The sequence below is a fragment of the Anaeromyxobacter sp. genome (genome assembly GCA_016718565.1).
Taxonomy (GTDB): domain Bacteria; phylum Myxococcota; class Myxococcia; order Myxococcales; family Anaeromyxobacteraceae; genus JADKCZ01.
This window is the reverse complement of sequence record JADKCZ010000005.1, coordinates 246,620-261,102: the sequence shown is the minus strand read 5'-3', so window position 1 is coordinate 261,102 and position 14,483 is coordinate 246,620. Positions and strand designations below refer to the sequence as shown.

The 14,483-nt window shown below is 74.7% G+C and carries 9 protein-coding genes; 4 read left to right on the top strand and 5 right to left on the bottom strand.

Annotated elements, in window-relative coordinates; genetic code table 11:
* Positions 1 to 50: 50 nt before the first annotated feature.
* Complete coding sequence (locus tag IPO09_13615; protein ID MBK9518357.1) at positions 51 to 1,208, top strand: hypothetical protein; 1,158 nt, start codon at positions 51 to 53, stop codon at positions 1,206 to 1,208.
* Here the strand turns inward: IPO09_13615 and IPO09_13610 are convergent.
* Positions 1,205 to 3,181, bottom strand: a complete 1,977-nt coding sequence (locus IPO09_13610; GenBank protein MBK9518356.1) for a rhomboid family intramembrane serine protease — start codon at positions 3,179 to 3,181, stop codon at positions 1,205 to 1,207. The two genes, IPO09_13615 and IPO09_13610, sit on opposite strands and share 4 nt — an antisense overlap.
* A gap of 181 nt (positions 3,182 to 3,362) precedes the next feature.
* Here IPO09_13610 and IPO09_13605 point away from each other — a divergent pair, with 181 nt between their 5' ends.
* Positions 3,363 to 3,989: a DUF2239 family protein gene (locus IPO09_13605; protein ID MBK9518355.1), complete on the top strand. Its 627-nt coding sequence runs from the start codon at positions 3,363 to 3,365 to the stop codon at positions 3,987 to 3,989.
* A 28-nt stretch (positions 3,990 to 4,017) separates the two neighbouring features.
* On the opposite strand, the gene IPO09_13600 is transcribed toward IPO09_13605, so the two are convergent.
* Together IPO09_13600 and IPO09_13595 are read right to left on the bottom strand one after the other, a co-directional pair.
* On the bottom strand, positions 4,018 to 6,315 hold the full coding sequence (locus tag IPO09_13600) for a malate synthase (GenBank protein ID MBK9518354.1): 2,298 nt from the start codon (positions 6,313 to 6,315) through the stop codon (positions 4,018 to 4,020).
* An 18-nt stretch (positions 6,316 to 6,333) separates the two neighbouring features.
* Complete coding sequence (locus IPO09_13595; GenBank protein MBK9518353.1) at positions 6,334 to 8,583, bottom strand: isocitrate lyase family protein; 2,250 nt, start codon at positions 8,581 to 8,583, stop codon at positions 6,334 to 6,336.
* 400 nt (positions 8,584 to 8,983) lie between these two features.
* On the opposite strand from IPO09_13595, the gene IPO09_13590 reads away from it, so the two are divergent.
* The gene (locus tag IPO09_13590) at positions 8,984 to 9,976 is read left to right on the top strand and encodes an adenosine deaminase (protein ID MBK9518352.1); all 993 of its coding nucleotides are present in this window, start codon (positions 8,984 to 8,986) and stop codon (positions 9,974 to 9,976) included.
* Between the two features lie 30 nt (positions 9,977 to 10,006).
* Here the strand turns inward: IPO09_13590 and IPO09_13585 are convergent, their stop codons facing one another.
* On the bottom strand, positions 10,007 to 10,366 hold the full coding sequence (locus IPO09_13585) for a GFA family protein (protein ID MBK9518351.1): 360 nt from the start codon (positions 10,364 to 10,366) through the stop codon (positions 10,007 to 10,009).
* A gap of 90 nt (positions 10,367 to 10,456) precedes the next feature.
* Here IPO09_13585 and IPO09_13580 point away from each other — a divergent pair, with 90 nt between their 5' ends.
* Positions 10,457 to 11,419 carry a hypothetical protein gene (locus IPO09_13580; protein ID MBK9518350.1) on the top strand — a complete coding sequence of 321 codons (963 nt, stop codon included), beginning with the start codon at positions 10,457 to 10,459 and terminating at the stop codon, positions 11,417 to 11,419.
* 66 nt (positions 11,420 to 11,485) lie between these two features.
* Here the strand turns inward: IPO09_13580 and IPO09_13575 are convergent, their stop codons facing one another.
* Positions 11,486 to 14,380 (bottom strand): hypothetical protein, encoded by a 2,895-nt coding sequence (locus tag IPO09_13575; GenBank protein ID MBK9518349.1) that lies wholly within the window; start codon positions 14,378 to 14,380, stop codon positions 11,486 to 11,488.
* Between the last annotated feature and the right edge of the window lie 103 nt (positions 14,381 to 14,483).

Genomic DNA, 14,483 nt, shown 5'->3' with positions numbered 1-14,483 from the left:
CGCAGTCGTGTCCCCTGCCCAGGGTTCAACGGCTCGTCCGGGTCGGGGCCGTGGCGCGCCGCCGCGCGGCCCACCTCAGGTCGGCACCCAAGATCCTGCCGCCGCAGCTGGGCGGCGAGCGGACGATCGACCAGAAGAACCGGCTGACTGGAGGGAGCACCATGAACGGGATGCGCTCGCAGGGTTGGTGCGTCTGGATCGGGCTCGTGACCTCGCTCGCCGCTGCCGGCTGTGGGGGCGGGTCTGGGTCGGAGGAGGGCGGGGCGTGGCAGGCCTCGGCCGCGCTCCTCTCGCCGCGCATCAACGCGGTGGCGGCCGCCCCCGGCAACGGCCACGTCTACCTCTTCAACGGCTACGTCGACTCGGCCGCGTGCAACACCGGCCGGAGCGACGGCCGGGTCTTCCGCGCCGCCGTGGCCGCCGACGGCACGCTGGGCGCCTGGGCCGAGGGCGAGACCGGGCCCGGCGGATTCAACCGGTCGCTGGGGGGCGTGGCGGTGGCCAACGGCTTCATCTACACGGCCGGCGGCGCCAGGAACGGCCCGAGCTGGGACGGCGCGGTCTGGCTCGCCCGGGCGGCCACCGACGGCACGCTCTCGGCCTGGACCGCGGCGGCCAATCCCGCGCCCGGCTGGATCGGCTCGGCCCCGCTGGTGGCGGCCCGGGACGGCGTCCTCTACGCCGGGGGCGGGCTCAACATCTCGGCCTCGCCCAACGTGAGCCAGGCGCTCTACGCCTCGCCGCTCGACGCCACCACCGGGGAGCCCACCGGCTGGTTCGAGGCCTCCACCATGCCCACGCCGACGCTCAACGCCGGCCTGGTCTTCCTGGGTGGGCGGGCCTACCTGCTGCCCGGCGGCGGCACCCGGCTCTGGGTGGCGCCGGTGGCGGCGGACCACACGCTCGGCGCCTGGGTGGAGTCCACCAGCCAGCTCCCCGCCGCCGTGAGCTTCCCGCACCTCACGGTGGTGTCGGGCCGGCTGGTGGTGGCGCTGGGGGGCTCCCGCGAGGTGGTGGCGAGCACGCCGCAGGCCGACGGGCAGCCCGGCCCGTGGTCGGCCCTGGCCCAGCTGCCGGCCGCCGCGTCGCCGCTGTACCAGGGCGCGGTGGTGGGGCGCCGGCTCTACCTGTTCGGGAACAGCGACTGCGGTGCGGCCGCGGCGGCGCCGGCCAGCGCCAGCGCCGTGTACGTGTCGCCGCCGCTCTAGGTTCCGGGCGCCGTCCCGGCAGGCGCCGCTGGCTCGAGCCTCCGCCCCCAGGCGGCCCGCTCGAAGGTCTCGGCGTCGGCGAAGCGGGCGAAGGCCTGCCCCAGCACCGCGGCGCGATCCGGGATGGCGCGGGCCCGGCTGGTCTCGAGCAGGCGGCCCAGCAGCCGGGCGAAGGCCTCGGCGGGGGGCACGCCCGGGGCCAGGCGGGCCAGGTCGAGTCCCTGGCCCGGCAGCCGCAGCACCACGCGCGGCTCGCCGGGGCGCGGGTGGAGCAGGAGGTCCACCAGCACGGTGGGACGGGGCGGCGCCGTGGCGCCGGGCGCCGCCGTCCCCGGCACGAGGCCGCAGGCCACCGCGGCCAGCCGCCCCGCCTCGACGCGGGCGCGCCGCCCCTCCGCGGTGACCAGGTCGAGGCCGCCCTCGTCCACCCCGGCCAGGCGGCAGCGCACCAGGCGCACCGGCTCGGCGGCCCCCAGGGCGTCCGCCGCCGGCGCCTCCGGCTCGAGCGCCAGGCCACCGGCGAACGGGTCGGCCCGGGCCAGCGCGGCGGCCAGCTCCACCGCCAGGGCCTGCGCCTGCGCGGCCAGCGGCGGCGGCGCCTCGGCCGAGGCGGCCGCCTGCTCGGCCAGCTCCAGGGCCTCGGCGGGCCGGGTGTCGCGCAGCAGCAGCGCCGCCCGCAGCGCCGCCTTGCCCACCAGCGCGCCGTCGCCGCGCGCCGCCGCCTGGAAGAGCCGGGCCGCCCGCTCCGGCTCGGCCGGCTCCACGAGCTCGCCCAGCCGGTAGGCCGAGGCAGGCCGGAGGAGGTCGGGCCGGGTCACCTGGCCCAGCTCGGCCGCCAGCGCCCGGGCACCCGCCTCGTCTCCGGCCGCCAGCCGCAGCAGCACCAGCCGCTCCACCCGCGGCGTGGCCTCCACCGCGTCGAGGCGGGCCGCGTCCATGCGGGCGAGCTCGAGGAGCGCCACCTGATCGTCGGGGCGCTGCTGGACCACCTCCTGGAGCCGCTGCCGGGCACCGGCCAGGTCGCCGGCGGCCAGGGCCTCGGCGGCGCGGTCGTGGCCCATGTGGCCACGCCAGCGGGTGGCCCCCTCCGGCGAGAGCCGGTCCTCCAGGCGGGTGGCCCGCATCACCAGCACCACCCCCAGGCCGAAGGCGAACCCGCCCACGTGGGCGGCGAAGGCCACCGGGCCGGTGGTCCCGGTCAGCGAGAGGGCCCACAGGTTCATGGAGGCGAAGGCCAGCGCGTAGGCCCAGGAGGGGACGAAGAAGGTGCCGCGCACCAGGAGGAAGAACCAGTAGAAGATGCGCACCTTGCGGTGGGCGAAGCGCACCGCGAAGGCCCCCAGGCACGCGGAGATGGCGCCGGAGGCGCCGATCAGCCCCACCTCCGACGCGCCCTTCGGCAGCACCTGCGCCAGCGCCGCCACCAGGCCGCCGCCCAGGTAGAAGGCCAGGAAGAACCCGCCGCCCCACGCGTCCTCCAGGAAGGGCGCCACCACCAGCAGGAAGAGCAGCATGTTCCCGAGCAGGTGCTCCAGGTCGGCGTGCATGAAGAGGTGCGTCAGCCACCCCACCTGCCACGGGCCGCGCGCCGGCACGAGCGCGAAGCGCCGCCGCGGCTGCGCCTCCCGCTCGGCCAGGTAGGCCTCCGCCAGGCCGGCCAGCGCGCGCCGCTGCGGCTCGAGGTCGACGCCCGCGGGGGGCGCCGGACGCTGCGGCGCGGCGGTCGCCTCCACCTCGCCGGGCTCGTCCGCCTCGGCGGGCCGCGGCTGCAGGGGGCGCAGCGCCTCCGGGGGCTCCAGCCACGGGTGCGCCTGCCAGTAGGTGGCCAGCTCGTGCCAGCGGGCCGCCAGGGCGTCGTCGTCGGCGGCGAGCGCCGAGCCCACGAAGGCCAGCACGTTGAGCACCAGCAGCGTGATGGTGACCCAGGGCAGGCGGCTGACCCGCGCGTTGTCGAGCCCGATGGGGAGGAGCACCGGCGCATCCTACGCGAGCGGACGGACCCGGAGTCGCCCCCTCCAGCCTCGCCCGGGCGTCCGGTGGACCGGGCCAGCGGGGCCGCCCGCGCCACCGTTTCATCCGGGTGGAATTGACGCCGACGTTTGACCCGGGTAAAACCTGGAGCGCCCGGCCAGCCCGGGCGCCCAGGAGCCCACCATGACCGCCGCCAGCGCCCCCAGCTGCACCCTGTTCGCCGGCCACCGCCGCCTCGCCGAGGGCGACCTGGTCACGGTGGCGCTGGCCGCCCGGGGCGCCCTCGAGCGGGGCGAGCGGGCCGCGCTCCTGGCCTTCGAGGACGCCACGGCGCGCCAGGTGGAGCTCGACCTGCGGGGCAGCGCCGCCGAGGTGAAGGCCCGCCACGCGGCCAGGCTGGCCCAGCCGGTGGCCCCTGGGGCCGACGGGGCGGCGCCGGCGGGGGCACCCCCGGCCGAGCCGCGCGGTCCGGGCCGGCCCAGGCTGGGGGTGGTGGCGCGCGAGGTGACGCTCCTGCCGCGCCACTGGGAGTGGCTCGCCGCCCAGCCGGGTGGGGCCTCGGTGGCGCTGCGCCGGCTGGTCGAGGAGGCCCGCCGGCTGGGCGGGGGCCGCGACCGGGTGCGGCGCGCCCAGGAGGTGGCCTACCGCCTCATGACCTCGCTGGCCGGCGACCTGCCGGGCTACGAGGAGGCCACCCGGGCGCTCTTCGCCGGGCAGGGCGAGCGCTTCGAGGCGCTCACGGCGGCCTGGCCGCCCGACGTGGGGGCCTACGCCCGCCGGCTGGCGGCCGGCGCCTTCCCGGCCGCCTGAAGCCGGGCGGCGGCCCGGGGTCGGCGGCTCAGGGCGCGGCCGGGTCCAGGGCGTAGTCGTGCGCCTCGAGCGCGGCGCGGTCGAACCGCCCGGAGGCGACGCGGCGGGCCACCTCGTCCCGGGGGAGGTCGAAGATGGCCTCGAGGAGCTGGTCGTGCAGGGCGGGGCTGGCCTGGCCGATGATGAAGAGCACCCGGGCGCTGTGCTGCACGTAGCGGGGCGAGAGCAGCTGCCGCTTGAGCAGCGCCATGATCACCGGCGCCTTGGACCGGTCGAAGCGGCCCGGCGCGCCGCCGCGGTCCAGCTCGGCGAAGAAGGCCGCCGTCCACTCGTCGTGGTAGGCGAAGACCTTCTCGAAGAGGGCGCGGTCGAAGGGGGTCCCGGCCCGGACCGGCTCGGCCTGCTTCCCCAGCACCACCCCGTCCCCGGTGAGCGCCTGGCGGAGCAGGTGGCCGTCCCGGGTGATGGGGGCCTGGTGGTGGGCCAGCGACCAGAGCCAGGAGACGTAGATGCGGTAGGTGGCCAGGTCGTTCATGAAGCGCAGCTTCAGCTCGTAGTCGTCGATGGCCGCCGCGAAGTTGCCGTTCAGGATCTGGAAGCCGTAGTTGGCCGCCATGTAGAAGGAGTGCTGCACGTGCTCGATGGTGACCTCGCCGGTGGGCGGCCGGTAGATGGCCTCCCACAGCGCCGGCGACAGCAGCTGCTCCGGCGTGTCGAGCGACTGGCGGGTCACCACGCTCGGGGTGATGCGGCCGGCCGCGTCGAGGATGCCGCGGGCCTGCAGCAGCGACCGCTCGGCCGGCGCGAGGCCGCTGGCGGCGGTCGGCACCGGCTTGCCGTCCACCTCCACGGTCTGGAGCGGCCGGTCCACCAGCGCCTGCAGCCCGCCCAGCTCGGCCTGCAGCGGGCCGTTGCCGGCGGCCACGTACTCCACCTCGGGGCTGGCCACCCAGCTCTGCCGGTAGCAGTCGTAGAGCCGGCCCTTGGCGCGGCCGGCCAGCACGTCGTCGAGGGTCGGCTGGTCCGCCCCCGCGCCGTCCGGCACGAACACCAGCCCCAGCAGCCGCTCGCGCAGCTTGTCCACCACCATGGCGCGCAGCGCCAGCGGGTTGTAGCGGGAGCGGCCGTAGGGGTCGCCCTTCTGGTAGATCATCACCGCCGCCATGCCGCCGATGGGCGAGGCGTTGCTGAGCCGCCCGTCCTTCATGCCGGCCATCAGCATGAGCAGCGCGTTGTAGCGCTGGTAGGCGATCATGTTGGGGGTGGCCATCCCGACCGACTGCGGGTCCGGGAAGACGCCGCGCGGGTCGTCCTTCCACATCTCGATGAGGCTGCCCAGGTAGTCCCAGCGCCCCACGTTGGTGCCCAGCAGGCGGCGCCGGAAGGTCCAGGCGATGGCCGCCAGGTAGCGGCCGCCGTTGCCCTCCTCGTAGAGCATCTTCACCTTGATGGTGCCGGCCGGGACGCCGATCAGCTCCTCCAGCCGGGACAGCAGCCGCTCGACGATCAGCGCCTCCCGCGGCGTCTGCATCTTGGGGATGTAGAAGTAGACCCCGCTGCCGGCGGCCCGCAGGGCGTCGAAGTTGGTGAGCGCCCAGATGACGGCCACCACCACCAGGCCCGGGGCGGGCCGGCCGTCCACCGTGACCTGGTCGAAGCGCAGGTGGATGCTGGGCGGGCGCGCCAGGCGGGTGGGCCAGTGCTGCGGCGGCCGGGTGATGCGGTAGCTGCGCGTGGCCCCCTTCTTGGCCACCTGGTAGGGCTGGTCGTTCCACTTCCCGGCGAAGATCTCCTTGGCGTTCTGCAGGGCCGCGAAGACCCCCACCGGCTCGCCGGCCGGCGCGCCCTGCGGGCGGAAGTGGGGCGGCGAGGCGTCCTCGAAGTCCGGCATGTTCATCGGCGCCGGGCTGTTGAGCGCGTTGAAGGCCATGTCGAGCGGGGCCCACGGCCCGGTCAGCTCCAGGCCTGGGTTCTGCGACGGGTGCACCTGCGCCGGGATGGCCACCTCGTCGTTGAGCCGCCACCGCCAGGGGCTCTCGCGCCCCTGGAAGTTGTCCACCAGCCCCTGCACCACCTGGCGGAAGGTCCAGGCCGTTCCCGAGACCGGGTCCACGAAGGACTCGTCCCACGACGGCCAGGCGTACTTCCCGGCCACCGGGGCCGGCGACTGGAGGATGGCCCGCCGGGCCGCCAGCGCCTCGGCGATGGCCGGGTCGACCTCGCGGGTCAGGCGGGTGATGGTGTCGTCGACGTCGAGGTCACGCCCGTTGACGCGCTTGGTGCCGAAGAGGTCGGGGAACGCCTGGAGCAGGTCCTGGGAGATCATGGTGGTCCCTCCGCCGGGTCACTTGGCCTGGAGCAGCGCGAGCAGCGCGGCCCGGTCCGGGGCCAGCAGCGCCTTGACCTGGTCCAGGTCGACGTCGGCGACGATGATCTCGCCGACCTCCTGGTTGACCAGCCGGTACAGGCCCTGCTTCTTCATGCCCTCGGCCTGGCGCTGGTTGTCCTCGGTGGGCGACACGTAGTGCACCGAGTAGATCTTGTAGCGGTGCATCAGGAAGAGCTGCAGCAGGGTCATGAGCCGCTTCTTGCGGAGGCCCAGGTCGAAGTTGTTCTGGTCGCGGACCGAGAGGATGTTGCGCCCCTTGCGATCCTGGATGACCGCGAAGATGACGTTGGCCTTGACCTGCCCGGCCGGATCGACCAGCGAGAGCTCGAGCAGGTCGGAGCCGGCCGAGCGGGGCTTGAGCCCCACCTTGAGCTTCTCGGCCAGGCCGTGGATCTTGCGCCAGGCGTCGACCCAGTCCTCCAGCAGCTTGGGCGGCACCTCGGTCTGCACCAGGTGCTGGTGCTGGGTCGAGCCCTGCCCCATGGCCTTGGTGGTGGAGGTGCGGCCGGAGATGGCCATCAGGCCGGCGTCGGCGCGCGGGCCGCCCACCAGGGTCTGCGGCGTGCGGTAGCCCGACTCGATGAGGCGGAACTTCCGCTGCAGCCTGGCCAGGGCCAGCATGCCGTCCTCGCGGAGCGAGGCGGCGAACTCCTCGGAGGCCAGCCCGTCGATCTGGTGCCCGCCGTAGGTGATGAAGTTGAAGACGAAGCCCATCTTCCCCAGCTCGATGGGGAAGGCCCGCATCTGGTCGTCGTTCATCCCGGTGGTGTCCCAGTTGAACGAGGGCGAGAGGTTGTAGGCCATCATCTTGCCCGGGTAGACGGCGCGGATGGCGTCGGCGAACCGCTTGGCGTCCTTGAGGTCGGCGGTCTTGGTCTCCATCCAGAGGATGTCGGCGAAGGGGGCCGCCGCCAGCGACTTGGCGATGGCGTAGTCGATGCCGCCGCGCACCTGGTAGTAGCCGTCGGGGGTCTTGGCGTGCTCGCAGTCCCAGGTGATGTCCACGCCGATGGCGTGGGCCTTCTCGCGGGCCTGGTAGAAGGGCGCCCGGTGGGCGAAGGCCAGCCACTGCTCCTTGGTCATGGGCGGCGGATCGCCCTCCTGGTGGCGGAAGGCGATGACGCTGCCGACCGCCTCGGCGTAGGTGGTGATGCCCGCCTCCTGCTGCCAGGCGTCGACGAACTTGTCGAAGACCAGGTCGAGCGCCGCGTCCACGTTGACGGTGCCCTTGTGCAGGGCGGCCACGGCGGCGGCGATGCCCGCCGGGAAGCCGGACCTGGCCAGCCAGGCGTCGGCGGCGGCGTACTCGTCGTCGCCGATGGCGTAGAACTCGTGGCCGGAGAGCTCCTCCACCCCGGCCCGCTGGAACTGGCGCAGGATGGCCAGGAAGGCCGCCCGGAAGCTCGGCAGGGACACGTTGACCGCGCCCAGGATGAACGGCTGGTCGCGGTCGTCGCTGCGCCCGTCGAGCAGGGTGGCCGACTCGGCGTCGGTGCGGGCCACGATGATGCCCGGCACGCCCATGATGTCGAGCTGGAAGCGGGCCGCCGAGAGGCGCTTGACCTGCTCGTCCTCCGAGACCAGCACCTTGCCGCCCTGGTGGCCGCACTTCTTCACGCCCGGCTTCTGGTCCTCGATGTGGTACCCGGGCACGCCCACCTCGACGAAGCGCCGGATCAGGTTGCGGACGTGGGCGTCGCCGCCGTGGCCGGTGTCGGCGTCGGCGATGATGAACGGCCGGTAGTCCACCTCGGGGGTGGCCTTGCGCTGCTCCTCGCTCATGCGGGCGCGGGCGAAGAACTGGTTCTTGTCGGCGGTGAGGAGCGCGCGCACGATGGGCGCGGCCTCGTTGGGCACCTGGCTGAGCGGGTAGCTGGCCAGGTCGGGCCCCGGGTCCTCGTGCGCCGAGCCCTTGGCGGAGGTGGCCCAGCCGCCCAGGTAGATGCCCTCGATGCCCATGCGCTTCATGGCCACCGCCTGGCCGGGCGAGTAGGGGCCGAAGGTGGTGATGGACTTGCCCTGGTCGCAGAGCTCGCGCAGCCGGGCGTAGAAGGCCTCGGCGGCGCCGCGCGCCACCGCGTAGTCGGGGCGGATGGTGCCGCGCTGCTCCGCCACCTCCCGCGCCGAGTGGACCCGCTTGATGCCCTGGAAGCGTGGGCTCTGGAACCACTTTCGGAGCTGCGCGACTTCGTGCTCGAGGTCCATCGAAGGTCTCCCGCTGCGAACGGAGCTGGTGGGTGGGGGGGCGCCATGCCCCGCCCGTCCCGCTGATTCTGGCCGGTCCGGGGCTGCCAGGCGCGGGCTCACTTGGGCTCCATGGCCCGGGATCGGAACTCCCCGTGAAACCTGGCGTTGCTCGATCGGGGCCGTGCCGGCCCGGCCGGACCCCGATCCGGGACCGCCGCCCGTGGGGCGTGCCCCGGCGGCGTCCCCTGGCTATGCTCTCCCGCCGCACCCCGCGCCCCTCGAGGTCCCCGTGCCCCCTGACCCCCCCCGCGCTGCACGAGAGGCCGCCGGCCCCGGGGCCGCGGCGGCGGGTGGCCCGGCGCCGTCCATCGACTTCGACCGCATCCCGCGCGCCGCGCTGCCCGGCCTGCTGGCGGACATGCCCAAGGCGGAGCTGCACGTGCACGTGGAGGGCACGCTGGAGCCGGAGCTGATCGTCGAGCTGGCGCGCCGGCACGGCGTGGCGCTGGCCCACCCCACGGTGGAGGCGCTGCGCGCCGCCTACGACTTCGCCGACCTGCAGGGCTTCCTCGACCTCTACTACGCGGGGGCCGCGGTGCTCCGCGAGGAGGCCGACTTCTTCGACCTGGCCTGGGCCTACCTGCGCCGCGCCGCCGCCGACCGGGTGGTCTGCGCCGAGGTCTTCTTCGACCCGCAGACCCACACCGACCGCGGCGTGCCGCTGGCGGCGGTGGTGGGCGGGCTCCACCGCGCCTGCCGGCGAGCCCGGGACGAGCTGGGCCTGGAGGCGTCGCTCATCCTCTGCTTCCTGCGCCACCTGAGCGAGGAGGCGGCGCTGGCCACGCTGGAGGCGGCCCTGCCGCACCGCGACCGGTTCATCGGCGTGGGGCTCGACAGCGCGGAGCGCGGCCACCCGCCGGAGAAGTTCGCCCGGGTCTTCGCCCGCGCCGGCGCGCTGGGCCTGCGCCGGGTGGCCCACGCCGGCGAGGAGGGGCCGCCGGCCTTCGTGCACGGCGCGCTCGACGCGCTGGGCGTCGAGCGGGTGGACCACGGCGTGCGCAGCCTGGAGGACCCGGCCCTGGTGGCGCGGCTGGTGGCGGCGCGCACCCCGCTCACGGTCTGCCCGCTCTCCAACGTGCGGCTGCGGGTCTTCCCGGCGCTCTCGGCGCACAACCTGCCGGCGCTGCTGGCGGCGGGGCTGGCGGCCACCGTCAACTCGGACGACCCGGCCTACTTCGGCGGCTACCTCGTCCAGAACTACCTGGAGACCTTCGCCGCGCTGCCGGCGCTCGGGCCCCGCGAGGCCTACCGGCTGGCGCGCAACGGCCTCGAGGGCAGCTTCGCCCCGGAGGCCGCCAAGCGCGCCTGGGTCGCCGACCTCGACGCCTGCTTCGGCGCCGCGGTGGTGTGAGGCGGGGGCGGGCCGCCTGGCCCCGCCGGGTCAGAGGCTGGCGCCGTCGAAGCTCTCCACCGGGAGCGCGGCGGGGTCGAGCCCCTTCAGGCAGCGCAGGTTGACCGCCACCGAGAGCTTGCCGCTCGGGTCGAGCCCCCGCGAGAAGGGGCGGACGCCGCAGGTCCGGCAGAAGGTGTGGTGGATGGCGCGCTTGCCGAACTGGTAGTCGGTGAGCGCCTCCTCGCCGGCGACCAGCTTGAAGGCGTCGCCGCCCACGAAGGCCAGCAGCCAGCCGGCCTTGCCGCAGATGGAGCAGTTGCAGGCGTACGCCTTGGCCGGCGGGGCCATGGTGACCTGGAAGGAGACGGCGCCGCAGTGGCAGCCGCCCTGGTAGGTGGTGTCGGGCATGCCCACAGTCTGTCCTCGGAGCCGCCCGCTGTCAGCCCCCCTTCCAGGCACCGCTTGCAGGGTCACGGCGGGCGTGTGAGCGTGCGGCGCGTGCCTGCCAGCAGCGCCAGCCACACCGACCCGCCCGCCGGCGCCCCACCGCCTCCGCCGCGGACCGCGCCCGCCCCGGCCCCGCCGCCGAGGACCTACCGGGCCTTCCTGGCCGGCCGCTGGGCGCCGCGCGCCCGCCTGCTCGGCCTGTACGCGCTGGTGGGGAACCTGGTGCTCCTCGGCTTCGACGCCGCCTTCGTGGGCGCCCTGGATCCGCCGCGGACCCTCCTCGAGGCGGCCGCGCTCCGGCTGCCCTGGATGGTGCTGCCGGCCCTGGGCTGGCTGGCCGCCCGGACCGCGCCGGGCTCGCGCCTGCTCCCGCCGATCGTGATCGTCCTCTCCGTCGTCTGGACCTGGGGCAACGACCTGGCCTACTTCGCGCTCGGGCTGGCCGGCTCGACGCTGCAGACCGTCGCGGTGGTCCTCTCCTGCATCACGGCGGCCACCTTCCTGCCGGTGCGCCTGCGCGGGCGCCTGGGCGTGTTCGCCCTCATGGGCACCGGCCACGTCATCCTGGACCTGGCCTGGCCCCAGGCCCGCCCGGTCGCCGATCGGCTCCGGTCCGACCTTGCCCTGCTCAGCCTGGTGGCGGTCCACACCGTGGTGTTCGAGCAGTTCGCCGCCGCCCAGCGCCGGCGCTTCATCCTGCACCGCGACCTGGAGCGGAAGGTGGCCGCGCTCGAGGCCAACCGCCTGCGCGCCGACCAGGCGGCCACTGCCCTGGGCCAGCTGGCCGCCCGGGTGGCCCATGAGATCAACAACCCGCTGGCGGCCGTGAAGGTCAACGTCCGCTGGCTGGGCGAGCCGCAGGCCCAGGACGAGCGGGCCGAGGTGGTGGGCGAGACCCTCGAGGCCGTCGGGCGCATCGCCCGGAGCGTGGCGGCGCTGGAGGCGCCGCCCGTCACCCCGGCCACGACCCCGGCGGCCGGCCTCCCCGTGCCCGGCGGGGCCAGGCTGGCCTGAGCGGGCCAGCCTGACCTCGGCCGCCGCGCGCGTCCGTCGGGCGGGCGGGCGCGGCCCCGGTCCCTCTCAGTCGCCCGCCTTCACGAAGATCGTGTAGCGCAGGTTGACGGTGGTCCAGCAGTTCTCGTACGGCCAGCCGGACTGGTCGCCCGCGCGGGAGGTCACCAGCAGCTTGCCGAGCCGGCCCTCGGGCGTCTGGAACATGAACACGTTGTTCACCAACGGCTCGAAGAGGGCCTCCTCGGGCCCGGTGGGCAGCCACCCCTTGGCGAAGAGCGGCTTGTAGTTGGTGATGGTGCGCCGGGTGATGCCCGCGAAGTAGTCGGCCCCGTCGCCCGGCGCCCTGGCGCCGGCCGTGAAGAACCCGAGGTAGTAGACCCCGCAGGCCCACTGGCTGTCGCGCAGGTAGACGTCCGAGAGGCCGTGGGTGCCCAAGGTCCAGGTGGCCGGCTGCCCGCCGGTCACCCAGCCGATCCACTGGTCGAGGAGCGTGGCCGGGTTCCCGTAGGAGTTGGACTCCGTGTAGTACTGGATGACCGGCGCGGGCGGCCCGCGCTCCAGGTCCGACTGCTGGATCCACCACTCGTCGGTCCCGGTCCAGTCGAAGGCGCCGCTCATGGTGACGGTGCCGCTCCGGTAGGCCCGGTAGTCGTCCGCGGTGTCGAGCTCCACCACCGTGTAGAGCAGGTCGGCGCTGTAGGCCACCAGCCGCTGGCCGGACTGCCAGCCCGGCCAGCCGGGCCAGAAGGTGCGCCGGTCATAGCCGTAGGGGTCGTCGAACGGGTTCGAGACCGGCTGCAGCGTCATGTACCCGTCGGCGGCCTCGCCGGTCTGGCTCCGCAGGTAGGACGGGTGGTACACGCGCACCCAGGTGAGGCCCGCCGTGGCCGGCCGCACCCTGGCGTAGAAGCGCCCGCCGCCACCGGCGGTGGGCGTGTAGCTGACGTCCTCGACCACCGGCGGCAGCGCCCTGGGCGTGTGGGTCACCCGCACCGGCGCCTCGGTGGTGAGCGGCTCGGGCGGGGCGGTGTCGGGGATGGTCCGCGTGCTCACCGCCAGGATCCGCTCGGTGCCGTTGCCCACCAGCTCTCCGGTGACCGCCCCGGAGTAGAAGAACGGGCCGCGCCCGTCGCGCTTGAGCTCGGTGGCGGTGCCCGACCCGTCGAGGAAGAGCACCTCCGCGATCCCGTCGTAGTCCGAGACGCAGGTGACCACCTGGTAGCCGGTGTTGGTGGGGGTGGCCCAGGCGGAGTGGACCACCGGGCCCGGCTCGGTGGTGCGGCGCGGCGCCCGCAGCGAGATGCGGGAGGCCGGGCCCAGCCGCATGGACAGCAGGTCCTCGAGCTCCAGCACCGGGGGCGGCACCAGCCAGTTGCGGGCGATGGTGAGCGCGTCCACCTGCCAGCGCCACTCGCCGTCGTCGAGCAGCTCGCCGCCCTCGCCGAGGGTGCCGGTGAGCGCCACCGACACGACGCTGCCGTCCAGCTTGCGCAGGTCCACCGCGTAGTGATCCCCCTCGACGCGGAAGTTCATCGACCAGGCCAGCGCCTCCGCCAGCGTGACGGCGGGCGAGGTGGGCGTGTCGTCGGAGGCGACCCGGGCGTGGATGAAGTTGCCCTCCACGCCGTCGGGGCCGGCGCCCACGTCGGCGAAGAGGTCGGTGGTGACCGAGAGGATGCGGGCCAGGTAGTCGCCCGCGTCGCCCACCCGCACCCAGCTGCCCTGCGGGTCCAGGCGCATCACGTCGGCGCGCTTCTGCGCCACGCTCAGGCCGATGGGGGCCCGCGACTCGAGCGCGCGCAGCTCCCAGTCGGTGAGCGAGATGGGGGTGCCGTCGGCCACCGTGTCGATGACCCAGTTGACGTCCTCGTCCGGCGGGAAGACGCCGCCGGGCAGGAGCGTCGCCACCGAGAGGCTGGGGGGCTCGAAGGTGGCCACGTCGGCGCCGCCGATGCGCAGCGAGAGCGTCGGGATGACGTTGCTGGCCGGCGCGGTGCCGAGGTTGCGCACCTTCACGTAGAGCTTCAGCCGCGCCGCGTCGGTGGGGTTGTGGCTGCGGGTCTGGCTCCACTCGCTCGACTCGAGCACGCTGCCGCCGGTGGCGCTCGAGACCGAGGTGGTGTCGGTGGTGGCGGTCGAGAAGGAGGAGGTCACCTCCATGGAGCAGCCCAGGTCGGTGAGGCTGATGCTGGCCCCCACCTTCAGCTCCAGGCCGACCTCGGTCTCCACCGCGTGGGTCCGCTCGACCTCGCGGCTCCAGCTGGTCTCGCTGGCGATGGAGCTCCCCTGCCCGTAGGTGATCTGGTCGTTGAGGGTCACGGTGTAGCCCATCAGCTCGACCTGGATGTCCGGGTAGGCCGGCACCAGCGGGTGGTTGCCGGGCCGGCGCACCGCCACGTCCATGTTGAGCCCGGACGCCTCCATGCCATCGGAGTAGGCGTCCTGGTCGGTGGACCACTGGAGCGGGTCGGTGCGGTAGCCCGTCGGATCGAGCACGAACCTGGCGGTCGCCCAGGCGTAGCGGTACCCGGCGAACTCGAGGAGGTCGGGCACCCCGTCGCCGTCGGAGTCGGTGGTGTCGGCGTCGTGCGGCAGCGCCGGATCGCCGACCTGGCCCGCGGCGCTGGCGCCGGGCGCGATCCCGGCCTGGCCCTTGGTCTGCAGGTAGACCCAGGAGGCCCCGAACAGCTCCATGGCGTCGTTCACGCCGTCGCCGTCGGAGTCGGCGCGCGCCACGTCGGTGCCGAGCGTGGCGTGGTAGCGCACCTCGACGTCATCCGGCAGGCCGTCGCCGTCCGAGTCGGGCGAGGTCGAGCTGGTGATGGCCGAGAAGACCTCGGCCCGGGTCGGGTCCCCCGACGCGGTGCCCCCACCTCCGCCTCCGCCGCTGCACCCCGCCGAGACCACCAGCTGCGCCACGACCAGCAGGACCGCGCCCGCGCTCCACCTCTCGCATGTCATGGGACCCCTCCCCGTCCGCTCCGGCACGCCGGGCGAACGACGGACCAAGCGTAGGTCCCCCGTCGAGGTCGGGATCCGGATTTGCCGGGTCGCCACGGCCGGG